Genomic DNA, 22,771 nt, shown 5'->3' on the forward strand with positions numbered 1-22,771 from the left:
CCAGCCGCGGCGGAGAGTGCTACCGCTCTGCGGCCAGGTCCGCTGGGTCGGGCTGGGCGATCCAGTTCGCCCCCACCAGGGCCTGGTGCGTGCAGGCGTACCCCAGGCCGCGGTAGGCCTCGAACTCGAGGTCACCGAACTTCTGCCGGGCCRTGGACGAGCGCGGGAAGTCCTTGGTGATCAGCTGGAACGACTGCACGTTCGGTGGCAGCTGGGCGTTCCAGTCCGTGCCTGAGGCGGTGGCGGCGTCCGCGGCGTTGGCGGCGTTGGCGGCGTCGGCGGTACGCGGTTCGACCCGCACGGACTTGACCACGAGCACGTCGAGGTCCGGGGCGTCGTGACGTCTGGCCGTGTACCGACGCACCCACGGCGCGCAGTCCTGCGGGTCCCGACGCACGAGGTCGAGGCCGAGGTCGGCACGGATCACCGCGATGGCGTCACCGACCGCGGACCACGTGTCGGGCGGGTCGTTGCTGGCATCCAGGATGAGCACCCGGCTGCTGGATCCCGTGCGCACGCAGTGACGGACACACTCCACGAGGGCGGTGTTGTCGAGGTGCCCTCCGTCGCTCAGGTAGATCCACCGGTCGTCCGCGGACAGCCGACCAACGGCCTCGAGGGCGATCTGCGCCAGACCCGGCTTGCTCGTGAGCCACAGGCCGTTGCGCTTGCGCGGCTTGTTTCCCTCGGCGGCGTGCAGCGGGTTCCGGACCCACATGCCGACGCGGAGGTTGAACAGGGTCAGCAGGAAGCGGTACGGGGCCATCTGCACGTTGAACCGGCCCATCAGCGGAGAGATGGCCGCGCCGCTGATGGCGACCGCAGCCATGACCGAGGTCCGCCCCGCGCCTGCGAAGGCCTCGAAGCGTTTCACGCCCACCTGCAGGGTGCGGCCCTGTTCGCGAAACACGGTGACGTCCTGTGGACCGAAGACGACCGGGAAGCCGCCCCGCATGGTCGGCGTCTCGTTCGACGCCTTCGAGTTCAACGTCGCCACGACGTTCAGGTTCACGTTGACGTCGTCGAGGTCGGAGAAGCTGTACACCCTCGAGGTGATCAGCTGCTCGGCGAAGCCACCCGAGCTGTCGCGGCCGACGCAGAAGGCATCAGCCAGGCGTGACCGGTAGAAGCTGTGCATGCTGGTGGCGTTCGCGTTGACCAGGTAGGCGAGCGCGCACGCGAGGGCCGCCAGCGTCGCGGTCCACGCGACAAAGGTGTCCACCCACCCCGGACCCTTGAGCTCGATCAGGTAGTGGAAGGTCCACAACAGCACGAGGTAGAGCGCCACCGCGGCCACGATCGTCAGTGGCAACCAGGTCAGCACCCATCGTCGGGCGCGGGTCACCAGCTTCGTCTCGGCCTTGCTCTCCGGCGACGGGCCACGGCTCAGCATGCCGATGACGGCCAACAACAGGCCCGAGATGCTGCCCACCTGCAGCGACGCCTTCGAGCCCGACCCGAGCGAGGCAGCCGCGTCGCGGTCGAGGGCTGCAGGCGCGACGTCGTTGGAGGGGTCGTTGTCGCCTTGCGTCGCGAAGGTGCGGGAGACGGTGGTCTGCCGCCCGCACGCCCCGGCGTCGACGGTCCGCTCGGTGTCCGGGCTGACCCGCGCCTCGTCGCCGACTCGCGCGACAGCCTCCTGCAGGTTGTTCACCATCGCCTGCGTGCACGTGCCCTTGACCCCGAACCCGAGACCGTTGAGCACGCCCGCGGCCATCGCGGTCGGCTGGTTGCTCGTCGTCAGCCAGGTGACCCCCTTGGTCGCGGCGGGAAGGCCAGCCGTCACCACCAGCCAGGCAACCCCCAGGGCCAACAACCCCTGACGCCACACCGTCACCCGGTTGCGCGTCTTCATCTGCTGGGGGCCCAGCTCGGCGACGTCGTCGAAGGCGCTCGTCACGGCCCAGTCCTGCCACGTGAGGTAGAGGATCCCGACGAGACAGGCGAGGGTCGGCGACAGGAGCACCAGCCAGTCGCGCGCCGACCAGCCCGACGCCCACAAGAGGTCGAGCGGTGGCCCGTCCACCCGGCTGCGTTGCACCTTGCTCATGCCCACCAGCACCGCGAGGGTCGCGCTGACCCAGGTGAGGACCAGCAGGACCAGCCCGATCAGCACCACGTTCAGGGTGGCTCCCAGGACCAGGGCCACGAGTCCGTCACGCCATCTCGTCACTGGTTCGAACAGGTACCGCGTGTGGCGACGGAGCCGCTCCAGCTCCACCGAGCCCGGACGGTAGCTGTCGGCCCACCCGATCGCCGGGTCGGGCAGCTCCTTGCCGCCGCCGTAGGTGAACCGCCGGACCAGCGCCAGGGCGGCGCCGATGTAGCTGCCGCCGCTGACGGCGAACAGCGGCGGCTCTGGAGTGCCCTCCCTGATGCCCAGGGCGGAGGCGTTGTCCTGCATGGCGTGGATCCCCCCGAGGGCGAACGCGGCGGCCCGGATGCCGCCGCCGGAGGCTCCGATCACGAACGGCTGCTCCGGCGAGGCGGCCCCCGTGACAGCGGCGGCAGTAGCGGCGCTGGTGCTGGCACCGCCCGCGTCGTCGGTCACTGCACGCTCGTCCTGCGCTGCGCCCTCGACGGTCACCCCTCGCCACGTGTCCCGGAAGGTCCGCGTCACGTGGTCGGTGAGGCGCACGACGCGCCACGTCAACAGCTGGGCGATGACCCCGAGGACGACCACGTCCCACCAGGAACGACGCCACAGGTCCGTGGCGATCGCTCCTGCGACCAGGCCGACCACGAGCACCCGCAGCACCCACAACGCGAAGGACAACGCCACCGACGCCTTGATGCGTGACAGCTGCGGCTGCCACCGCAGGAGCCATCGGGGAAGGTCCTCCCAGTGCTGGCGGGCACCGTCCTCGTTGATGCGGTGCTCGGTCACCAGCAGCACCATGACCAGCTGGGTCGCGACCACCAGGAGCAGCAGGGCCTGGACGCTGCGCGGCCAGGGGCTGCTCGCCTGGGCGGCCCACGAATCCGACCTCACGTCACTGAGGGGGAGCGGGAAGACACCTGACGCTCGCAGGGCAGTCAGCGCGATGAGCAACCAGACCGCCACCCCGCACACCCCGGCCAGGTGGATGGCCGAGTCCATCTCCCGGGTGATCGCCCCCAGCTCCATGGCCTTGGACGGCCGCACCTGCGTGGCTCTTCGCTGCTTCTCGCCCTGCAGCGCCATCGCGGGCAACGTCGGTGCACGCGGTGTGGTGGGGACCGACTCGGGCGGCGTGGGTGTGTCCTGTTCAGGCATGGCGTACCTCGCGATTCCTGCATGACTGGGCCTGCCTGGTTCCACTGTGACAGTCGCCAGACTCACGGTTATCCGTCATTTGAGTGAGTTGGAGGTGACTTGACCCAGCACCCGTCCGCTGTGCGCCCCCTGCACGGGAAGGGCGCGACTAGCCCAGATCAGCGCGCGCTCGCGACTCCACCGTGATGGTGACCGAGCCGCCCACCGACTCGAGGAGACCACCCACCAACGGCACCCGCGCCTCGCCGGAGATCCGCACCACGGCGGTCTGACCGTCCGGGCTGCCCGTCCCGCGGCTGACCTGCCAGGCGACCAGGCTCTCGGGGCGCGGCCGCTGCGCCAGGTAGTCGACGGCGGTGCGCCGGACCGTCGAGTCACTGAGCGCGACGGCCCCACCCAGGCCGTGGTGGTACGCCCCGACGTCGAGCGAGTCGGCGGCATCGAGTGCGGCCCCGTCGGCTGCGTCGAGGAGCCGCATCCGCGACAGCTGGACAGAGGTCACTGCCACCGTTCCGACGACCAGCAGGATCGCGACCACGCTGAAACCCAGGATCAGCAGCGACACCTGTCCCGACTCGGGGTCCGTCGCACCGTGCCGGGTGGGCGACCGGCGACTCCAGCACCGGCTGCTGGGCGACCCCTTCACGGCTTGCCCCGGAAGCGATCGACCACGGCGACGTGGCTCGTGGTGATCGGTATCTCGAGCGGCACGAACCGTCGCGCGAACGACGGCACCAAGGGCAACGGGACCGCGACCGTCGCGGTCATCTCCACCTGACCCTCCGGTCGCAGGCACGGAGTCCCGTCGCAGACCATGCTGAGTCGTGCCTGGTTCGATCGGAATCCCTGGTCCTCGAACGCCACTCGCGCGGCCGCCTCGGCCCGCGCCCGCGCCGCAGGTTCGTCCTCGGCCGTGACGTAGGCGCGGCCCGCCTCCCGTGCCGCCGCCGACGCGGCATACGAGCCGGACTGGACGCGCGAGACGGTCATCACGAGGTAGAACAACGGCACCATCAGCAGCACGGTGAGGAACACGAACTCCACCACCGCGCTTCCGCACTCGCCCCGGGCACGCCTCCTCGAGAGCCGGAGCGTCGTCGTCATCACTGTTCCTCCAGGAAGGCACGACCGACGAGGTCGAAGCCGTCGTCCGGCCCGAGCAGTCCGAGGACGGGCAGCGGGGCCCGCACGTGCACGGACACCACCCGCACCTCTTCCTCCACGCCCACGTCAGCGGTCACGTCCTGGGCGAACCTCGAAGACAGCGACGCCGCGATGAGCTCGCGGGTCCGTTCGGCACCCTGCCCCGGGCTCGAGCCCGCGCGCGCACCGAGCCGGGCACCCTCGGAGGCGCACGAGATCAGCGTGTTGCGCACGTGGAGGGTCAGCCCCACCTGGACCACGGCCACGAACAGGACCGACACCAGGGCCGACACGAGCACGAAGTCAGCCACAGCCGACCCGGACTCGACGCCCGTGCGGGAGGCAGGCATCAGCACACTCAGCGTCGGGCGCTGTCGAGGGCGTCCGTGAAGAGCGCCTTGAGCTGGTCCTCGGCGACCGCCCACAGGGCGGCCACCAGACCGGCGGTCATCAGGGTGATCAGCACCCACCCGGGCACATCACCGCGTTCGCCGCGCACCACAGCCTGACGGGCGGCCCGGGCCAGCGCCAGCTGGGACCGCAGCAGAGTTCGGTGGAGACGTGTCATGGCATTCCTCTCGTGTCCTGCACAGGCGTCATCGGGGTCAGATCTGGAACCGGAGAAAGGCGAACCCCGGGAAGACGGCGAAGAGCACGGTGATCGGGAGCACGAGGAAGACGACCGGCACATCAATCGTCATAGATACACTGTTCATATGACGACGACCGCGACCCTGTACCTCCGACAGTCCCTTGACCGCTCCGGCGAAGGGGCTGCTGTCGACCGCCAGCTCGCGGAGTGCCGCGAGTTCTGCGCCGAGAAGGGCTGGACGGTGGGCGAGGTCTTCAGCGACAACGACACCAGCGCCACCAGCGGCAAGCGACGCCCCGGCTTCGAGGATCTGCTCGCCAGCAACCCCAGGCGGATCGTCGTCTGGCACGTCGACCGGCTCGTCCGGCTCTCCAAGGACCTCGAGCGGGTGATCGACCTGGGGGTGAATGTCTACGCGGTGAACTCGGGGCACATCGACCTGAGCAACCCTGCCGGTCGGGCGGTGGCAAAGACCGTGGTCGCGTGGGCGCAGTACGAGGGTGAGCAGAAGGCGACGAGGCAGCGCGCAGCGACGCGCCAGAGGGCGCAGAGGGGCGACGTGGGGTGGACGCGCAGACCGTTCGGGTTCGACCGTCAGCGTCGCGTGGTGGCCGTCGTGGAGGCCGAGGCGAAGGTGATCCGCGACGCGGCTGCCCGGATCCTTGCCGGGGAAACGATGGGCGCTGTCGTGCGCGACCTCAACGACGCCGGGGTGACGACCTCTACCGGCGCCCGGTGGTCGGTGACGTCGCTGCGGCGGGTGCTGCTGTCTGACCGGACGGCTGGCCGCGTGGTGTCCAACGGCGTCGACTACGGCGACGCGGCGCACGGGGCGATCCTTGACGCCAGCACGGTCGACCGGCTGGCCGCGAAGCTGCGTGACCCTCGACGCCGCACGGCCCCGGAGTCGACACGGCTGAGGCACTTCCTGTCGGGCACGGCCCGGTGCGGCCGCGAGGGGTGCGACGACGCGCTGATGTACGCGCAGCCGAACGCCAAGGGCGTCATGGTCTACCGGTGCCGTAAGTGCTTCGGCACCCGCCACATGGAGCTCGTGGACAAGACGGTTCTGGCCGCGTTGATCCTGCGGCTGTCGGATCCTCGGGTCGTGTCGCGTTTGCTGTCGTCGGACGTCGACCTTGACACGCTGCGGGCTGAGGTCGTGGAGTTGCGTGACCGGCGCGACGGTCTGGCGATGATGCTCGCGGAGGGGCTGTTGACCGCCGAGGCGGTGCGGGCGCAGGCGACGAAGTTGACTGAGCGGATCGCGGAGCTGGAGCGCAGCGTGGATGCTGCGGTGGGTGCGAGCCCTCTGGGGCGGGTGCTGGGGGCCGGGGACGCGATCGGGGCCCTGTCGGGGCTGTCGCTGCCTGAGGCGGGGCGGATCGTGCGGACGCTGGCGACGGTGCGGATCCTGCCGGCTGGGAAGGGCAAGCGGTTCGACCCAGAGGACGTGGAGATCGCTTGGCAGTGAGTTCCGTTGCAGCACAATGGATTTCGCGCAAACTTGTGCACGACAAAATCTGTAAGGTTGGTGTTGTTATCGCGACCAAACAACACCATTCGTTAGGAGGGCATCATGCCCACGAACACACCGAGCCCCACTCGCGTCGCAGCGGTCGCCGTCGCTCGCGCCAGTCGCGTGAAGGGTCGCAACTCACCTGAGGCGATCGAGGCACGCCGCGACCTGCTGGCGACGAAGCTCTTGGAGTACGCCCACCGCGAGGTCGCCAAGGCCCCGCCGCTCACGGACGAGCAGATCGACCGAATCGCGTTGGCACTCAGGGGCGGTCGCTAGCCCATGAACGTCAACCACTGGCGGGAGTCCGTCTGGGACAGCGACCTCCACATGACCGAGAAGATCGTGGCGCTCTGCTACGCCGACCACACCAGCGACGGCATGAGCGTCTGGGTCTACGAACCTCGCGGTGCCGAGCGATGCGGCATGGGGGCGTCGACCTTCCGCAAGAAGCGACAGGCGCTCGTCTGCAAGGGCTGGCTCGTCCTCGTGGCCGAAGGGCGTCGAGGCCCGAACCCGATTGCCGCGACATACGACCTGGCCCTCCCGAATAACGCTCCCTCAGAGCGCATCTGGGGTGCCGCAACGGCGAATAACGCTCCCTCAGAGCAGAGAAACGCTCTGAGCGACTCCCCATCCCCTACTTCATCCCCTACATCCCCCAAAGCGCGCGCGTGCGCGAAGTGCCAGCAGCGACGCGCGAGGGTCGACAGCCTCTGCGTCGTCTGCACCGCTCGGAGGGACCAGGCATGAGCGCTTTCCACCGACAGATCACCGTCCGGTTCAGCGACGCCAAGACGACCATGAGTCCTCACGAGATCGCCTTCGGCTGCGGACTCAAGCCCGCCGAGGTCGTCGAGGCGATCGACAACCTCGTGGCCAAAGGCTTCCTGACGCCCCTGGCGGACGGCACCTACGCAGCCAGCACCCCGTCAGGAGCACGCAGTGGCACCGCGACGTGATCGGTGGGGTGAGCCGATCGAGGACGACGAGCTCGAAGGCGACGCCCACGACGACCAGCCAGTCCCCATGCCCCAGTGGCTTCGGGTCCAGATCGAAGCCCAGCGCAACCGACAGGAGAACCGATGAGCCTTTCAGACGCAATGCCCCTCGACCGCCCGCAAGATCTCGCACGCCGGTTCGCTGACCTGCAACGCCAGATCCGACAGCTCACAGCAGCCACCCACATCACCAGCAGCGCCCTCGGCAACAACCTACTCAAAGAGCCCGTCGTCCCGAACGTGGCTCGCACCTCCAGCAGCGGGTTCGGCCTCACCACAGGCGTGGTCGAGAAAGCCGGCCTAGACCTGACCGTCCCGTCCGGCTGCACACGCCTGCTCGCCGTCGTGTCAGGACGCGTCTACACCGTGAACGCCAACACCACCGGCGGCGGCGACGGTGCCGGCCTCGACGCCGTCTACGTTCTGGTCGCCCTCGGCTCGCAGTCGTCAGTGGCATCGCCTGTCGGCGTAAGCGGCAACAACGGCTTCGCCACCGCCACCAGCTCCGAGGCGTTCGTCCTCACCGGCCTCACGCCCGGGGCCACCATCCGCCTCGGTGTCCACGCCGCCAGCGCCTACAAGACCGTCCCGGCAAACCCTGACTCGTACGCCTCCGTCAACGCCGCCCTGACCTGGCTGCGCTGACCCCGAAGGAGAACCTCATGCCCCAGAACCCGCCCCCACTCGTCACCCTCGAAGGCACCACCGAGCCTGAGTCCGGCCAGTTCGGTCCCGACTCAGGCATCACCACAGCAGCGCCCGCCGCCGACACTGAGCCGCAGGAGCCTGCACAGTGATCGCCACCTGCACCGTCTGTGGAGACCCTGTCGAGGCCGACCTCGCAGACGACGACCCGAACGCAGCGACCACATGGCGCGCGTCACTGGACGAGACACCACGGCCCGCGCACCAGATCTGCGCCGACGTCCTTGGCCAGCCAGTCGCACCAGCCCTCGACCTGCACACAGCAGCCCCACAGCAGCCCGCAGACACGCGAGACGACGAATGACACGCAACGACCCGTCACACACGCCCAGCGACCGCGAGAACGACACCAGCGACACGACCAGCGGGGAGGGGGAATCAGAACTTCCAACCACCACCCACCGGACACGATCCCCGGTTGTGTTTCGTCCCTCCCCCGGATGGACCCCCCCATCGCGCGCGCGTGCGCGCGAGGCGCACAACACTGAGAGGAACCCCATGACCATCATGGCCCGCAAGATCTCCCATGCCGAGTTCACCCGCACGCTCCCCTTGCTGGCGCGGATCCGGGTCCGCAACGACATCCTCGAGGCGTGCGCTGAGATCGCCGAGGCCCACGGCGCCGCCGCCATACCGAAGGGTGTCGAGCTCTACTACGACGACGGCGAGCTCCTTGCCCTCGCACAGTCGGATGACCTCGAGGCCGGGATTGACCACGGCGACGGGACGCTGCTGGTCGAGTTCGAGGTGGGACAGGTGTTTCACCGCTGCATCACCTGTGGTCAGGCGAATCCGCAAATGTCGTCATGGTGCTCTCAGCGCTGCCGGAACTTGCTTCGGGCCCTCGGTCGAACTCTGACCCCTGGCCTCGACGACTCCGAAACCCTCACTGCGGCTGAGCGATGGGCGGTACACGAGCGGAACGCCCACGTGGGGTGGCACGGGCCCCTGACGCGCGCCATTGCGGAGGCCCTGTACTGGCGCGGTTGAGCCCTTACGCAATGACCGGATCTGCCGATGAGCGGGCACTGACCTGCCCGCGTTGTCGAACTAGTCAGGCGCTCTCTCGCTATCGCCGCCGTACAGATCGATGTCGAGCAAGATGCCTCGCATGCCGAGCGCCGTCATCGTTTCCGGCTTGATGGACACTCCTTCGTTCCCGAACTCCATGAACCAGCCACAGAACAGATGGACGTCGTACTTGGCGCGGAGCTCCGCCCACACCGACTCATCGGTTGTCAGGCGGCTCAGGATCGTGGTGACCTGGGCGTCCATGTCACCGGGGCTTGTCTCGTCGGCCTGGAGAGACCACTTGCCGAACGAGGCTATCCGCGTCGCGCCGCCGAACGTCCGTGTGTCGCCCTTGGTCCACCCGGTGGTCGGCTCACACCCCAGCAACTCCGTCACTTCGGCGGGGATGAGGTCATCCCCGATGATCCTGAGTGTCGCTAACGCCCTAGCCAGTTCAGCCATGTCCCGAGGCTAGCCAGCAACGTCCGCTCATGCCGCAGTCCGCGCGCGCGCCGATGAGCGGGTGAGGGAAGGAATCGCTTGAAACGGCGATTCGCGTTGGCCAGGCCTCCGAACTGGCATGCTCGTGGCGTGACTCGATCGCGCCATCCCTTCGAACTGCATACCTCGGTGTTCGGGCGGGTCGCCATCTGGTCGGCCCTGCTGTTTGGAACGACGTTGTTCCTTGGCTTCTTCATCGCCCTACCCCTGCCTCTCATGCTTGTACTGGCCTTCCTCATCGCACTCTGCGCCTTGGGGCTGACGATCGAAGAGATCGTTTTGACGAGGGGCCAGTCCCGGTCCGTCTCTGGTTGGCGCGCCGTTCGGCGGTTTTTCAAGCACCTCTTTTTGCTCTTGCCCTAGATCGCAAGGAATCGGCGCGATGCACGGATCTGCCGCTGTCGGTGCGCATCGGATAGAATTTTCGTGATCCTTCGGGACCATTGCTGCTAGGCCGTACGGTACGCAGCAAACCCCGGAGCTTCGGAACGCTGAGGCCGCAGGCAAGGCGCTCCAAGGGCAGATCGATCCCCTTGTTGAGCAACGCCTTGGAGGCACCCATGAACATCCGTTCCATCATCCGTCAGGCCCGCGAGGACGCGGCCGATCGCAACGGCCGCTCAGTCTCGTCCGTCGAGCTGCGCCAGATCCGCCAGCGGGTCATCGACGCCATGCGCGACGTGACCGCTGCTGCCGAAAGGCAGAGCCGTAACCTCAACGACAGCGAGCGGGTCGATTTCGACGACTGCGAGCAGGCTTTCCGCGACCTGACCGCGCAGATCGAGGCCAAGGAGGCAGCCGAGCGCCGCGAGCTCGACGAGGCACGCAGCCTCGGCGGTGGCCGCTCCACTCGGTCCGCTGGCGCCGCGGTCCTGACCCGGGAGCAGTCCATGGCCGAGCACGTCCGGTCGCAGCGCCGTTCCTACGGCGACACCATCGACGGCCTCCCCGCCGACGAGAACCTGTCCTTCGGTCGGATCGTCCGGGGCATGGTTACCGGCGAGTGGGACGGCGCGGACCGTGAGCGCCGCGCCCTCTGGGAGTCCAACCCCACCAGCGCTGGCGTCCTCGTCCCCGCACCCATGGCGTCCGGGATCCTCGACCTCGCCCGCAACCAGGCCCGCGTCATGCAGGCCGGCGCGGTCACGGTCCCGATGGAGTCCTCGTCCCTCAAGATCGCCCGTCAGACCGGTGACCCGTCGCTTGCGTGGCACACCGAGGGCGACACCATCAACGAGTCGAACCTGACGTTCGACAGCGTCACCCTCAAGGCGCACACCCTCCCCTGCCTGGTGAAGTTCTCGATGGAGATGTTCGAGGACGTCGACAACATCGACAACATCGTGGAGGCCGCGGTCGCCAAGGCCTTCGGCCTCGAGCTGGACCGGGTGGCTCTCAAGGGCTCGGGAGTGGACCCGGAGCCGAAGGGCATTCTGAACCAGACCGGTGTCACGCTGATCTCCGCGACGGACACCGGAGAGGCGACGTGGGACGCCCTCGTCAACGGTGTCGCCGCGGTGAAGGGCAACAACTTCGACCCGAACGGGCAGATCTACTCGGTGAACACCGAGAAGGTCGTCGGCACCCAGCGTGAGGGCGGCACCACGGGGGCGTACCTCGCCGCCCCGCCGTACCTCGACGGCGTTTCCCGGTACGCGACCAAGCAGGTCACGGACGCTGAGCTTTACACCGGCCAGTGGGACCAGCTGCTCATCGGCATGCGGACCAACTTCGCGGTGAAGCCGCTGAACGAGCTCTACGCCGACACGGGCGAGCTCGGAATCCTCTGCTACCTCCGGGCCGACGTCGCTGTGGCCCACGGTGGCGCGTTCGCCGTCCACACCGCGATCGGCACCGTCTGATGGGCGGCCGGGTGAGGGTGGTCCGTGACGACCGGGACGAGGACGGCCTGCGGGTCGAGCACGTCGCCCCGGACGGCCCGAGCGTCCCTCAGCCGGAGACGGCTGACGCGGATCTGCTGATCGACCGCCCCGACCTCGGCGACGGCATGCAGACGCAGGTCCGTGCTGGCGACGTGATCCCCCTGGGGCTCGCACACTTCCCCCGGCGACCGGTTGGTGAGGCCGTTCGTCGGGAGAGCAAATCTTCGCGGTCCTCGACAGCCGCGAAGAGTCGGGCGCAGCAGCCGCGCAAGCGGTGACCCGACGCTGAACCCTGTGGGTTCTCCTTTCCTGAGCCGCCCCCGGTGCCATGCGCACCGGGGGCGGCTTGGTGTCAGGACCGGAGTCCAGCCCACCCCATGCGCGTCCCGACCACCCCGAGGGTGGACTCCACGCCACCTGAGTCATGTGGGTCTCCTTCGGCCCCGTCGCTGTTCCCTCAACGCTGCAGCGGCGGGGCCTCCCGCATACCCGGGCATGGACGCTGAGCGACGCAGACCGCTGGGCCGCAGATCGACCCCCGAACGGGCTGTCAGTCGCTTAGCGTCCGATTTCAGCGGATCCGTCAGCGACCCACCACCGGGGCGTGCAAAGATCCGCGGGTGGACGTGGTGGCGCTGGTATCCGTTGTGGGGTCAAGCAGCTTGGCCCTCGGCTCTCTGACCTTCGGGTATCTGAACTCCAGGGAGCAACGGAAGCACGAGGCATCACTGGCTTTCGAGGGCCGTGCGTGGGAGCGCAAGTCTGACGCTCTGTTTCGCGCTATCCGAGCCGCGCGCGCAACATGCGACACGTTCACCCCTCACGGCGACGGGGTCACGGTGGAGACGCTGCGGCAGGTCGAGAATCTGCGCGCGGAGCTGCAGGAGATCGGACCGGTTATAGAGGCCTACGGCTCCACCCGGGCGCGTGACGACCTGAGGGCAACCCACGAAGTGCTGAGGGACACCTACTTTGAGCCCGGGTGGCTTCCCGACCTGACTGAGATCCGCCAGCAGAAGGCGGACTCGATCGAGGACCAGGACTTTGATCGCGCTGCGCTTCTGCGGAAGCAGGAAGAGCTGTACACCGAGAAGCTCTTCGAGAGCGTCAGGCTTGACCGGGTGCGGTTGGAGTCGGCATTGCTTTCCCTCATCGAGTCCAGCCGGCACTCAGTCCGCAGCGATGTGGTGGGCGAATAGAGAATCGGGGCATGACGAAGCCCCCGGCACACGCCGGGGGCCGTCGACTCTGCTCAGCCGGTCAGGGTGGCGAGCCAGCGCGTGAGGGGGTCTTCRCACCCCTGCGGGTCCGTGATCCGCTCGATGCCCGGTGGGAGTGACTCGGGGATCTCGGGTCCKGGGTGCCACTCGTCGCTCGGCAGGGTGGCGTTGTCGAGTTCGGACGTCACCGCTGCCCGGACGTAGGCGATCAGGTCGCGCCCGATCTGCTCGGGGGTCACTTCGCAGCCGCCTTGGCCTTGAGCCCGTCGATCCACGTCACGAGGGCACGAGCCGAACGGCGGGTGCCACGGTCGGTGTCCTCGGCCTCGTCGACGACCCGGGCGTGCGCCTGGAGCGCGTCGAGGTCAGCCGGGGAGTAGGTGATGCGCTTGGAGCCGTCCTGCGCGGCCTCAGCTGCCGCGAGACGCTTGCCGAGGGCGGACTTCTTCTCAGCCTTGGTGATCGGGTCGAGCAGGTGCCGTGCGACGCGGATCGTGGGCGCGCTGGCGGCTTTCTCAGCGGCTCGGGGGGCGCCCGCCTTGGCGGACGTCGCCGGGGTCGCCTTTCGGGCCTCTACGGCCTTGCTCGCGTTCCCCGCGTTCTTCGGGGTGGTCTTCGTGGTGGTCGCCATGGTGTGCCAGTCCTCTCAGGATTCCGTTGTGTCGCAATGTGATCCGTGCGACATGGCGGCTATCTTGCAGCAGGCCAGAGTGGTGTCAACCTACGGCCCGTCCGTGCCTCCTTCCTCAACTAGCACTGGGAGCCGCAGGAACACTGCCAAACTGACCCCGACCAATATCTGCGGGAAGGGTGGTCGAATCGTGGGATCCGTGATGGTTGACGACGTCGTCAGCGCATTGGAGGAGCAGTACGGACCGGATGAGGCGCGCAGCATCTTCGACGACTTTCTCAGCGCTCTCAACGCGGCTGTCGACGCGCTCCCGCAGGGCGCCAGCGTCTCAGTCACGATCCCGACCTCGAGGGTCGACTTCGTGCTCGTAGGATCGCGCGGCGAGCAACTGGTGATCGAGGTGAAGGCGACGCGTTCTCGCCCAGGTGCCGCCACCGGCAAGAAGGCGGCGAAGCGCGCTCGGACAGTCAAGAAGACAGCGGCTGCGAAGCGCGTCCGCACCATCGAGGACAAGAAGTCCAAGAAGCAGAAGAAGGGGAAAGACGCAGACACTGCGGCCCCCGCGAAGCCGGGACGCACCGACAGCCCGGGGCCCAGCGCCAGCCATGAAGGAAAGCGGCCGCGGTGAGCAAGGACGCGTATAGCGAGCAGTATTCGCGAGCCTCGGAGAAGGCGAGCCAGGTGGCCCGACAGGTTGCCTTTGCGGGGATCGGCGTTGTCTGGATCTTCAGCGGAGGGCCGGAGAATCCCTCCCACCCCAACATCTCGGGAGCTCTGCTTTGGGGAGGGCTCGCTCTCGTTGTGGCGCTCGGCTTCGACCTGCTGCACGCCACATACCTATCGCTCCTATTTGGGATCACCCGGGCGTCTCGCAAGCGCAGGCGTTTGCAGACGGAAACGCTTGATAACCCCTCGTGGGTCAACTATCCGACACTGTTCTTCTTCTACGGCAAGCTGCTTCTGGTGGTTGTTGCGTATGTGTTCCTCGGCTTCCACGTCGCGGATCTGCTGGCCGACCCTCCTGCCGTGTGACCAAGACAGTGAATACGTCGCTATTGCGACCATCATGGCGATCTCCTTCTTGCCCCCTGCCTCCATGACGGCTCGGCGCCCGTCCTCCCGCACGTCCTGCGCCTGGGCTCGGAGGACCTCCGCCAGCGGGGTGCCGCGCTCGACCGCGATGACCAGGCCATCGACGAACCTCGAGAGGCTCACCAGCCCGGTCCGGTCGCCAAGGCCCTGCAGTGCCGTCGGCAGAGGAGCTCCGGCGCGCGCGTCGGCCAGACACCGTCTGAGCTCTGCGGACAGCTCACCCTGGGACAGTCGACAGACGCGCTCCAGCGCCCCGACGGCGCCTTCGCCTGCGCCGACCGCGAGGGCCAGGAGCTCGGCGACAGTGGGGAACTCACTCAGCATCCGCTGCTCCCGCACCGTGGCCTCGTGGCTCAGCCACTGGTCTCGGGATACGACCCCGGCCCCGGTGCCACAGAAGACGATGAGCAGGGGAGCCACCACCGAGCCGCCGTGTCCCAGCCAGACCAGGCTGCCCAGCGCGATCCCGACCCCCATCCCGGCGGCACCCCACACGACCTGCTCGGCCCGGAAGCGATCCACGTCAGGCGTCTTCCCCGCCCGCTGCAACCGCCTCGCGACGGACGCCGACCCTCCGAGCAGCGCACCGATCCGGCGGGCGAGGTCGGTCACGACAGGTCTCGCGATGGCCGGCAGCGCCCCGACACCGACACCGACACCGGGCCGCGCCGCCAGCAGCCGGGACGGCTGCGGGGTGTCACGCAGGTACGGCAGCAGGCGGTCATCGAGGGTCGCGCGCCGGCGGTGAGGCAGACCAGCCCACAGCAGGAGCAGACCCATCCCGAGGGACAGGCCGAGCAGGGCCCCGGCCAGCGGCGGGGTCACCGCAGCACCCGCTCGTCCTCGGGGAGCCGACCGACGAAGAGCATGATCCGGTATGCCGCGACCGACGCGACCGCGCCCACCACCAGGACCAGCGTGCCCGTCGTGCTCGCATAGGCCCGGATGGACTCGGGTCGCGTGCAGAGCATCCCGAGCACGACCCAGGGCGCGGCCACCGCGAGCCTCGCCGCGTTCACCGTCCATCCCTGACGCGCCTCCAGCTCGGAACGGGTGCGACTGTCCTCGCGGAGGAAGGTCGACAGCGTCCGCAGGAGGGTGCCGAGGTCGCTGCCCCCGACCTCCCTGGCGATGCGCAGCGACTCGATCAGCCGGTCACCGACCGGGTCGCTCAGGCTCGCCTTGAGGCGGTCGAGGCACTCGTGGAAGCGACCGCTGGACCGGTAGTCCTCGGCGAAGGCACGGAAGGCCGGCCGCAGCTCCTCGGGTCCGCGGATCGCCAGCTGGCTCAACGCCTCCGGGAGGGCGAGCCCGGCCCGCACCCCTGAGGTGATGTTGTCGACCGCATCAGGCCACAGCTCACGGAGACTGGCCCGACGCCGACGCGCACGCATGCGCACCAAGGCGACCGGCGCGCACCCGGCCATGACGGCGAAGCTGAGGGCCACCGGCGCAACCCGGGTCGCGGCATACAGGAGGAGACCGACGAGGCCGAACGCGACCATGCAGGCGGAGGCGAGCCCGCGCGGACCGAGCGCCTCGTAGCCAGCCTGGGCGAGCTGGTCGCTCACCGTGCTGGCGAGTCTCGCCCGGCGACGAGGCCCGGGTGCGGCGTCGGGCACCCAGCAGGCCCACCAGAGGCAGAAGAGGCCACACCCCAGCACGAGGCCCACGAGGATGCCACTCATCCGGTCACTCCGGGGCCAGAAGCTCGGCGACGTCGTAGCCGGCACGGCGGAAGCGGTCGGCGTGCGGAGGGAAGCCGTCGGCGCGCCGGAGCACGCCGTCCCGCTGGACGAAGATGTCGGCCGTCTCGACCACGTCGCCCTCGACCCGCCCGGGGACCGCCACGACCTCCCGCACGCGACGGACTCCGTCGTGCTCGAGGGCGGCATGGACGACGAGGTCGATCGACCCGGCGACGGTCGGGACGACGAACCGGCTTCCCACCTGGTCACACCCGAAGGCCGACCTGCCGATGGGAAGAGTTATGACTACATCAACGCTTGATTCAGACAGGTCGGACTTGCACCGCCCGGGCCGCTCGCGTGGAACCGTCGGTGGGCCGTTGGGCCAAGGCAAGGTTGTTGGCCGGATCGCCTACGTTCGCGTGTCGACGGCACGGGACGAGATGGTTGCCCCAGAAATCCAGATGGATGCCATGAGGGCTTGGGCCGCCCAGAATCACGTGCCGATTGTCGATGTCGTGCAGGACCTCGACCAGTCGGGTAGGGGGTTTGCGAAGCGCTCGGTCACTTCGATCATCGAACGGATCCGACGAGGGGAGGCCTCGGGCGCACTGGTCTACAACTTCTCGCGCTTTGGGCGGAACGCCACCCTGGCATTGGCCCACATAGCCGAACTGGAGATGGCAGGTGGGTCCATCCTGTCAGCCACTGAGCCCGTGGACCCGGAGACGGCTATCGGACGGTTCACGAGGACAACCGCGCTCGCCGTTGCCGAACTTCAGTCGGACCAGATCTCTGATGGGTGGAAGGCAGCGATTGCCCGAAGGGTCAAGCACGGCCTTCCAGGCGACGGGCAAGCCCGGTTCGGTTATCTGTACCACCGCACGACCAGTGCGGTGCGTGCTTGTCCTCAGGGCTGCGGCCCGAGTACGTGCATGACTGGATACGTCCTTGACAGCCGTACCGCTGACATCCTGCGCGACCTGTACATGTCCCACCTCCATGGCACCTCTTTGTCCGCTTTGGCGGAACGGCTTCACGTCGCGGGGGTGCCGACAGTTCGTGGTGGTCGTTGGGTGACGACGACAGTTCGAGACATGCTGGACAACGGCTTTGGCGCGGGTTTCGTCGCCTCTCAGGGGAAGTTGCTGGAGGGAGCTCATCCTCCGGTCATCTCCCGCAGCGAATGGACCGCGTACGTTCGTCGTCGCGATGAGGCGCGAACGACCCCCATCGGGCATCGCCAGGCGGTGCATTCAACCGCGGGCATCTCGGTCTGCGGGCTATGCGGCAGCAACCTCGTGGCAGCCTCGACCCGGCGCGGCCCGGCATACATGTTGCGCTGCGGACGAATGCAGTCGTCTGGTCGAGGCGCGTGCCCGGGAGTCTGGATCGTTCGTGAGGCCGTAGAGGCGGCCGTCCTCGAATGGCTCCAACCAATCAGCGATTCTCTGTCCAACGCCGCGAGAAGGGCTGCACAGCGGCGCCCAGCCCCAACGCCACCGTTGCTCTACTCAAGCGAGCCACAGCGGCGCCGAGACGACTTGGTGCGCCGCATCCGGCGACTCACTGACGCTTACGAGGCCGGGGCGATCCCCCTTGACGACTTCACGAGTCGGCGTGCCGAAGCACAGGAATCCTTGGACGGGGCAGAGCGAGGCATGCAGCAGATCGACGCGTCGCCGCCGTTGGTTTGTCCGGCTTTCGAGATCACCGACGTCGTGGCGCAGTGGAACCTTTTCTCACCGGGGGCGAAGCGCGACGTTCTTCGGGTGCTCATCAACAGGATCGTGGTTCACCCGCGGTCCTTTGCACATCGGATTCAGATCGAAGCGCGGTGGGCGGTCCGGTCAGACCCGATCCCGCCGATAGAGGAGCAGTGAATGAATACAGCCTCGACTCTGTCACGACGGATCCGTCCACTCTCCGCTCCCTGCCTGAGGTTCTCCAGTGGGCGGGCGACCGGTTGGCCCGTGACGCCCAGGGGGGTGGCGCAACCGACTGCACCCCAACAGAGAACACGCGACTCTCACCTTGATTGTCGGTCTGGCCACGTCGGACCTCGGCCCCACCCATGGCACCCCGTTCCGAAGCAACCGGGCAGGTCCTCCGGTCCCAGCGCATCACCCAGAAGCGGACATGCATCAAACCGCAGCGCAACCCCAAGGACATGACCATGAGCAACTCTGACAATCACCCGGCGACCACGTGGACATGCTCGGCTTGGCAGCAGACTTATATGGAAGTTCTGCGAGCCCTCCAGCGGGGCGAACAATCGAATGYCGCGGATGCGCAGTTAACCTTCGAACCCGTCACAGCCGCAGCACCACCGTCATCAGCCGAAAGGATCGTGGCCGAGTCGTCCAATGACTCGGCGTTGAGGATTGCGCCGCCTAACTCCGCCGCATGAGCCGAGATGGCCGCGCAGCACTCAACGGCGGTGTGATGTACGTCACGGGACTGGTTTCGCCGATCTCGGTCCGATCGAAGCCAATCCCTGCCGATGTCTCCAGCGCGTTACCGAAACCGCCCCCCCGAAGTGCAAGGACTCCCCCCATGACCAACGAACCCCACATGAGCTCCACGCAAGGGCCAGAAGGGACACTCACTGTCCTCGTCGTGCCCGAGGACTCAACTGAGCCCATTCGAGTCGAGACCATCGAACCGTCGACGGAGGCCATCACGCGGATTCTCAACGCTTGGCTCATCCAAGCCGTGGAAGCACCTGGCTGGTGCGCATGGGTCGACGAGTCAGGCATGGTTCATGGACGCGCGGTTAACGTTCGCGCCACCCATCTGGCCCGCCATCTCGGGGCCGCCCAGGACCTGTCCTTCGGAGCCGCCGTTCTGCACGGTCCAGCCGTGTTCTGCGGCGAGGAAGTCGGCGACGGCGTCCAGACGGACGTGACTGATGACGTGGTCATCGCCGCAAACGTCGTTGACGCCTTGGTCAAACAAGCAGCGGGCACGTCCTAGGCAAGGCTGTCGTGCGGCGACTGGGCTCGGGAGTTGACCCACCCTTTCGAGCCTCGTCCAGGCGGCCACCCTCGACCACGACGGAGACGCTCGATCAGACCCGTGGTGGGCGTGCCAGAGAAGGCACCTCTCACCCTCTGGGTCGCGATGCAGGGAGCAGTCTTCACGGCTAGGGACCTACGGACCCTGCCTCCCACGCGCCAGCGCGAAATGCTCTGCAGCGCAATGTATACACCTCGTCAAAGGCTATGGAGCCTGGGCACTGTTCACCGACTCCGAGTCCCTGCGCCCTGCGAACCGTGACCAGAGGGATCCCAGGAACGCAGTGGGTGCGGTCGCGGATGGACTGCCGCTGGTGCCTATATCCAGCATGATGAACTGGCCGTGCTCCTCGGACGGCCTCAGATCTGCCCATACGTAAGGTTGTACTGCGTCCATCCGCAGTTGCTGCTGCACTTTCGTCTGCTCGCGCGCAGCGTTCGCTGCCCTAGCCGCGTAGAACAGTGCTGCTCCCGCGACGATAACGGCGAGGGCGGTAAGCCATGATCCTGTATCCATGGGGCAAGTGTGGTGCCTACGCGCGACAGCCTCCTGTTCCTGACCTGGGTCGGGTGCCACAAGGGCTGTCCGCGGAACGGATCAGCAGGCTGGAGGTGCGGCTATGAGTCACTCTGTCCTGCGGTTTTACGCCATGGAAACTCGGGTCGTTCCGTCCCTCTTGGTGTACTTCGAGATTCCAGCAGCGCGCAATCGCTTGGTCAAAGTTCCGGTCGACACACCGAGTTCGAACGCGAGGTCTTCGAGTCTGCGATTGCGGTCGACGTACTCCACGCGCAGGCGAGCATCGCTCCATTCGTGACTGATCGTGCCTAGGGCCTTCACGCTTAGGCCCAAGGCCTCACATGCGGCCTTTACCTCGTGACGCGGCCGCCCAAGGCTCGACGCCAACGTCGTTAGGGGGTTGCTCGGATAGGCGGCGTGTGCCCGACTCAAGTCCGCCCACCATGGCGGCTGGGACGACTCGACGTAGCGTCGGGCTTGCGGTCGAGCGGCCAAGTTTCGGTAGCACTCGGGGAACTCGGGCGAGCCAGGGACAGGCATTCTGAGGCAGGCGCTGCATAGGAGCCCGGCCGGGCATTCAGCCACCCGAGCCACAATGTCGATCATGCCTCCACAATGTGGGCATGTTCGGCAATTGACCCTGACCTTCTGGCCACTGTCCTTCGAGGCGGCCGTGTAATACCGCTCAATGACGGTGACGCCCAGCCAGGTACCGCCGCTCTCGCGGATGTGCTGGTCGAAGACCCGCTCTGTCTCCTCACCGCCGAGACGCTGCCACAGTTCGTGGCGCAGTGTCGGGCCTTCGTTGGCCAAGATGTCGAGTACTGCTTGGCGTCGTTCACCGGCTGCGTTCCAAGGACCTCGCGTGCCGGGGTACCGGACGTAAGAACGCACAAGGAGATCCAGGAAGTCCGGGTCAAACTTGCGCTCGTGAGGCTCGTCAAGGAGGCCAGCAATGACTACTGCACGCACGTCGAGGGGAGCCGAGAGCAGGGCTTGAGCGGCTCCTCGTCCCGTGATCCCGCGCAGGCGCAGAGCAGTAGCGGCAGGCGCGTGACGGTCAGGGCCCACCTCCTCATCGTCCATGTAGCGTCGAAGCGATTGTTCCTCCAGTTGCGCTAGCGACTCTTGGCCGCGGCGGGCAGAGACGATCGGAACCCGTCCAGTAATCGGTCGGGTGAGTCGCTCGCCGGTCCCGTCGTGAGTCAGCAGCCGCAACCGCAGCGACCATTCCACCTCACCTCGCTTGGCGTCATACGTCACTGTGAAGTCCGATAGGAGTGAGTGCAGGGCCTTGATGACCGCCTGAGGAAGGGCGCCTGTCACCTCATGCAAGTGGGCGAGGGCGACGAGGAAATCACCCGGTCTCGCCGACCAAGGCTCCTTGGGCACGGAAGGCGCCGGACGGGTACGAACCTCAGCGAGGGACGATGCGATTCGCTTCTCGGAGGCGACCGCGGCTGCATAATCGGCCTTGAAGACGTCGTACATGGGATCGTCGCGGTCGGTGCTGTACATGGCCTCGCGAGCTCGCCGTCGCACGACCTGAGCCCGGTTGAGCTCCTGCTCTACCGCCTTGCGTTCCTCGCGAACCGTGTCTGAGGGACTTGTACTCCGAGAAGCAAAATCGCTGAGGATTTCGGCTGACTCCTCAAACTCGAAAGAACTGAGCGACCCTAGCGCCGACGCCACAGACCGGTGCAGTTGGCTCGCGTCGATGTAGCAGCGAAACTGCGGCGACGTCGACGTCGGGGATCCCCATCCCCGCTCCAATGACTTCGACCACGCCCTTCCGCCAGGTTGGGCTGCGACGGCGTTCGCTGCCGCTGCCCGCACTGCCAGAACATAGCGCGAAACGGTTTTGTTGTTCTCGGATCCTCGGCGGGTAGAGAGGCCGTACTCAGTGTCGGCGCGTCGCCAGCGGAATCCGGTCAGAGGCATCTGATGGCTCTGCTTTTCCGGCGAGGTCTGCCGGATTCTGTTCCGTTTCGCCTCCGCTTTGCGACCGCGTTCGCGAACGGCTGCGAACACCTCGGGAGTCGCCCAACCGCCTGGGGGAAGCGGCAGTTCAAACTCGTACGTGGCGATGATCGGACCATCGACGTCTTCGAGCATGACGACATCGTGTGCAATGCTCGACGACTTCTGGTGCATCACGTGGACGCCGCGTTCCCATGTTCCGATCCGGTCCACCAGTCGCCGGACCCAGAGGGAAGCGTTGCGCTTGGTCAATGGATGTAGCGGACTGGTGTCTGATCCCGCCTTGCGTGTCATGAATGCATTCGAGGCGACCAACACGGACGCAACGGCACCCATGGATTTGGTGGGATCGGCCAGTAGTTCGAACGCTCGACGCAAGGCCGCCTGCTGCGGCGCACCCATGAGGACGATTGATTTGTCGCGCGCCCGCCGGTATCCGATGGGCAGAGTGAATTCCTGGAACGGGTACAGCCCCCGGTTCGCCGTCGCGAACCTGCCCGTCTCGAGCCGTGCGACGGTGATCGAACGGTCCCTGATGGCGTGGGTAGCGATTTCAGTGAATTCTGCACCAGCCGAAGGATTACGCCTGAAGTCGATATGGCGTTCATTGCACTCAAGAATGGGCTTCACGCTGGACAGCGCCCTGGCAAGCGAAGAAATGTGGTGCTCGTGGCGGACAAGGCGGCTGATCGACCCAGTCACGATGACATGGGGCCGGATCCGACGAATTTCCCCAACCAGAGCCTCCGTGAAGGGGTTGTCACCACTCTCTGTGTCCTTGGCAGCGGAGGTCAGCGCGTAAAAGATCCACGAGTTTCCTGTCTGAATCAGACTGGCGCTACCTTGGGCCACGGGGACAGGCTTTCCTGAATACGCGGCAGGCTCCCTGAGCGGAGCGACCCCAGCCGAAACCAGCGCGCCCACACCTGAGCGATAATCGTGCCGACCAAGAACCATGGACGCCAGGCTGGCAAGTTCGTGAACGGCTCCTGTCGAGCTCTCGCGAAGCACG

General features: G+C 67.2%; 26 protein-coding genes. 13 read left to right on the forward strand and 13 right to left on the reverse strand.

Annotated features, from left to right (window positions below):
• Positions 1 to 19: 19 nt before the first annotated feature.
• The 5 genes from AC1DX8_RS10725 to AC1DX8_RS10745 form a co-directional block, all read right to left on the reverse strand.
• Entirely contained in the window at positions 20 to 3,256 is a 3,237-nt protein-coding gene (locus tag AC1DX8_RS10725; RefSeq protein ID WP_477629912.1) for a hypothetical protein, read from the reverse strand.
• Between the two features lie 148 nt (positions 3,257 to 3,404).
• Complete coding sequence (locus tag AC1DX8_RS10730; RefSeq protein ID WP_477629913.1) at positions 3,405 to 3,821, reverse strand: pilus assembly protein TadG-related protein; 417 nt, start codon at positions 3,819 to 3,821, stop codon at positions 3,405 to 3,407.
• A gap of 77 nt (positions 3,822 to 3,898) precedes the next feature.
• A complete protein-coding gene (locus tag AC1DX8_RS10735) occupies positions 3,899 to 4,360 on the reverse strand; it encodes a TadE/TadG family type IV pilus assembly protein (RefSeq protein ID WP_477629914.1) in 462 nt (153 codons plus the stop codon).
• On the reverse strand, positions 4,360 to 4,749 hold the full coding sequence (locus AC1DX8_RS10740; protein WP_477629915.1) for a TadE family protein: 390 nt from the start codon (positions 4,747 to 4,749) through the stop codon (positions 4,360 to 4,362). The genes AC1DX8_RS10735 and AC1DX8_RS10740 overlap by 1 nt, the downstream gene beginning before the upstream one ends.
• Before the next feature lie 8 nt (positions 4,750 to 4,757).
• Complete coding sequence (locus AC1DX8_RS10745) at positions 4,758 to 4,967, reverse strand: hypothetical protein (RefSeq protein WP_477629916.1); 210 nt, start codon at positions 4,965 to 4,967, stop codon at positions 4,758 to 4,760.
• A gap of 148 nt (positions 4,968 to 5,115) precedes the next feature.
• Between AC1DX8_RS10745 and AC1DX8_RS10750 the strand changes: the two genes are divergently transcribed.
• From AC1DX8_RS10750 to AC1DX8_RS10770, 5 genes are all read left to right on the forward strand, one after another.
• Entirely contained in the window at positions 5,116 to 6,465 is a 1,350-nt protein-coding gene (locus AC1DX8_RS10750; RefSeq protein ID WP_477629917.1) for a recombinase family protein, read from the forward strand.
• A gap of 105 nt (positions 6,466 to 6,570) precedes the next feature.
• The gene (locus AC1DX8_RS10755; RefSeq protein ID WP_477629918.1) at positions 6,571 to 6,789 is read left to right on the forward strand and encodes a hypothetical protein; all 219 of its coding nucleotides are present in this window, start codon (positions 6,571 to 6,573) and stop codon (positions 6,787 to 6,789) included.
• Positions 6,790 to 7,259: 470 nt separating this feature from the next.
• Positions 7,260 to 7,472, forward strand: coding sequence for a hypothetical protein (locus tag AC1DX8_RS10760; RefSeq protein ID WP_477629919.1), 213 nt, complete (start codon positions 7,260 to 7,262; stop codon positions 7,470 to 7,472).
• A 123-nt stretch (positions 7,473 to 7,595) separates the two neighbouring features.
• A complete protein-coding gene (locus tag AC1DX8_RS10765) occupies positions 7,596 to 8,156 on the forward strand; it encodes a hypothetical protein (protein WP_477629920.1) in 561 nt (186 codons plus the stop codon).
• Between the two features lie 17 nt (positions 8,157 to 8,173).
• Positions 8,174 to 8,308 (forward strand): hypothetical protein, encoded by a 135-nt coding sequence (locus AC1DX8_RS10770; protein ID WP_477629921.1) that lies wholly within the window; start codon positions 8,174 to 8,176, stop codon positions 8,306 to 8,308.
• Positions 8,309 to 8,391: 83 nt separating this feature from the next.
• Here the strand turns inward: AC1DX8_RS10770 and AC1DX8_RS10775 are convergent, their stop codons facing one another.
• A complete protein-coding gene (locus tag AC1DX8_RS10775; protein WP_477629922.1) occupies positions 8,392 to 8,523 on the reverse strand; it encodes a hypothetical protein in 132 nt (43 codons plus the stop codon).
• A gap of 191 nt (positions 8,524 to 8,714) precedes the next feature.
• Between AC1DX8_RS10775 and AC1DX8_RS10780 the strand changes: the two genes are divergently transcribed.
• Entirely contained in the window at positions 8,715 to 9,206 is a 492-nt protein-coding gene (locus AC1DX8_RS10780; RefSeq protein WP_477629923.1) for a hypothetical protein, read from the forward strand.
• Positions 9,207 to 9,266: 60 nt separating this feature from the next.
• Here AC1DX8_RS10780 and AC1DX8_RS10785 read toward each other — a convergent pair whose 3' ends face one another.
• Complete coding sequence (locus AC1DX8_RS10785; RefSeq protein ID WP_477629924.1) at positions 9,267 to 9,689, reverse strand: DUF4279 domain-containing protein; 423 nt, start codon at positions 9,687 to 9,689, stop codon at positions 9,267 to 9,269.
• 129 nt (positions 9,690 to 9,818) lie between these two features.
• Here AC1DX8_RS10785 and AC1DX8_RS10790 point away from each other — a divergent pair, with 129 nt between their 5' ends.
• The 4 genes from AC1DX8_RS10790 to AC1DX8_RS10805 all read left to right on the forward strand — a co-directional run bounded on the left by AC1DX8_RS10790 (position 9,819) and on the right by AC1DX8_RS10805 (position 12,810).
• Positions 9,819 to 10,091 (forward strand): hypothetical protein, encoded by a 273-nt coding sequence (locus AC1DX8_RS10790; RefSeq protein WP_477629925.1) that lies wholly within the window; start codon positions 9,819 to 9,821, stop codon positions 10,089 to 10,091.
• Positions 10,092 to 10,288: 197 nt separating this feature from the next.
• Positions 10,289 to 11,590 carry a phage major capsid protein gene (locus AC1DX8_RS10795; RefSeq protein WP_477629926.1) on the forward strand — a complete coding sequence of 434 codons (1,302 nt, stop codon included), beginning with the start codon at positions 10,289 to 10,291 and terminating at the stop codon, positions 11,588 to 11,590.
• Positions 11,591 to 11,601: 11 nt separating this feature from the next.
• A complete protein-coding gene (locus AC1DX8_RS10800) occupies positions 11,602 to 11,889 on the forward strand; it encodes a hypothetical protein (RefSeq protein ID WP_477629927.1) in 288 nt (95 codons plus the stop codon).
• A gap of 342 nt (positions 11,890 to 12,231) precedes the next feature.
• The gene (locus AC1DX8_RS10805; protein ID WP_477629928.1) at positions 12,232 to 12,810 is read left to right on the forward strand and encodes a hypothetical protein; all 579 of its coding nucleotides are present in this window, start codon (positions 12,232 to 12,234) and stop codon (positions 12,808 to 12,810) included.
• A gap of 53 nt (positions 12,811 to 12,863) precedes the next feature.
• Here AC1DX8_RS10805 and AC1DX8_RS10810 read toward each other — a convergent pair whose 3' ends face one another.
• The gene (locus tag AC1DX8_RS10810; RefSeq protein WP_477629929.1) at positions 12,864 to 13,070 is read right to left on the reverse strand and encodes a hypothetical protein; all 207 of its coding nucleotides are present in this window, start codon (positions 13,068 to 13,070) and stop codon (positions 12,864 to 12,866) included.
• The gene (locus AC1DX8_RS10815; RefSeq protein WP_477629930.1) at positions 13,067 to 13,462 is read right to left on the reverse strand and encodes a hypothetical protein; all 396 of its coding nucleotides are present in this window, start codon (positions 13,460 to 13,462) and stop codon (positions 13,067 to 13,069) included. The genes AC1DX8_RS10810 and AC1DX8_RS10815 overlap by 4 nt, the downstream gene beginning before the upstream one ends.
• Positions 13,463 to 13,664: 202 nt before the next feature.
• On the opposite strand from AC1DX8_RS10815, the gene AC1DX8_RS10820 reads away from it, so the two are divergent.
• On the forward strand, positions 13,665 to 14,090 hold the full coding sequence (locus AC1DX8_RS10820) for a hypothetical protein (RefSeq protein ID WP_477629931.1): 426 nt from the start codon (positions 13,665 to 13,667) through the stop codon (positions 14,088 to 14,090).
• A gap of 218 nt (positions 14,091 to 14,308) precedes the next feature.
• On the opposite strand, the gene AC1DX8_RS10825 is transcribed toward AC1DX8_RS10820, so the two are convergent.
• From AC1DX8_RS10825 to AC1DX8_RS10835, 3 genes are read right to left on the reverse strand one after another with little or no spacing between them, the layout of a single operon-like run.
• Positions 14,309 to 15,379: a type II secretion system F family protein gene (locus tag AC1DX8_RS10825; RefSeq protein ID WP_477629932.1), complete on the reverse strand. Its 1,071-nt coding sequence runs from the start codon at positions 15,377 to 15,379 to the stop codon at positions 14,309 to 14,311.
• Positions 15,376 to 16,242 (reverse strand): type II secretion system F family protein, encoded by an 867-nt coding sequence (locus AC1DX8_RS10830; RefSeq protein ID WP_477629933.1) that lies wholly within the window; start codon positions 16,240 to 16,242, stop codon positions 15,376 to 15,378. Before AC1DX8_RS10830 ends, AC1DX8_RS10825 begins: the two co-directional genes overlap by 4 nt.
• 4 nt (positions 16,243 to 16,246) lie before the next feature.
• Entirely contained in the window at positions 16,247 to 16,504 is a 258-nt protein-coding gene (locus tag AC1DX8_RS10835; RefSeq protein WP_477629934.1) for a hypothetical protein, read from the reverse strand.
• A gap of 40 nt (positions 16,505 to 16,544) precedes the next feature.
• On the opposite strand from AC1DX8_RS10835, the gene AC1DX8_RS10840 reads away from it, so the two are divergent.
• Both AC1DX8_RS10840 and AC1DX8_RS10845 read left to right on the forward strand, forming a co-directional pair.
• The gene (locus tag AC1DX8_RS10840; RefSeq protein ID WP_477629935.1) at positions 16,545 to 18,125 is read left to right on the forward strand and encodes a recombinase family protein; all 1,581 of its coding nucleotides are present in this window, start codon (positions 16,545 to 16,547) and stop codon (positions 18,123 to 18,125) included.
• Positions 18,126 to 18,798: 673 nt separating this feature from the next.
• The gene (locus AC1DX8_RS10845; protein WP_477629936.1) at positions 18,799 to 19,218 is read left to right on the forward strand and encodes a DUF3846 domain-containing protein; all 420 of its coding nucleotides are present in this window, start codon (positions 18,799 to 18,801) and stop codon (positions 19,216 to 19,218) included.
• Between the two features lie 684 nt (positions 19,219 to 19,902).
• On the opposite strand, the gene AC1DX8_RS10850 is transcribed toward AC1DX8_RS10845, so the two are convergent.
• Positions 19,903 to 22,611, reverse strand: coding sequence for a hypothetical protein (locus AC1DX8_RS10850; RefSeq protein WP_477629937.1), 2,709 nt, complete (start codon positions 22,609 to 22,611; stop codon positions 19,903 to 19,905).
• Between the last annotated feature and the right edge of the window lie 160 nt (positions 22,612 to 22,771).

The organism is Pedococcus sp. P2_A3 (assembly GCF_056405035.1).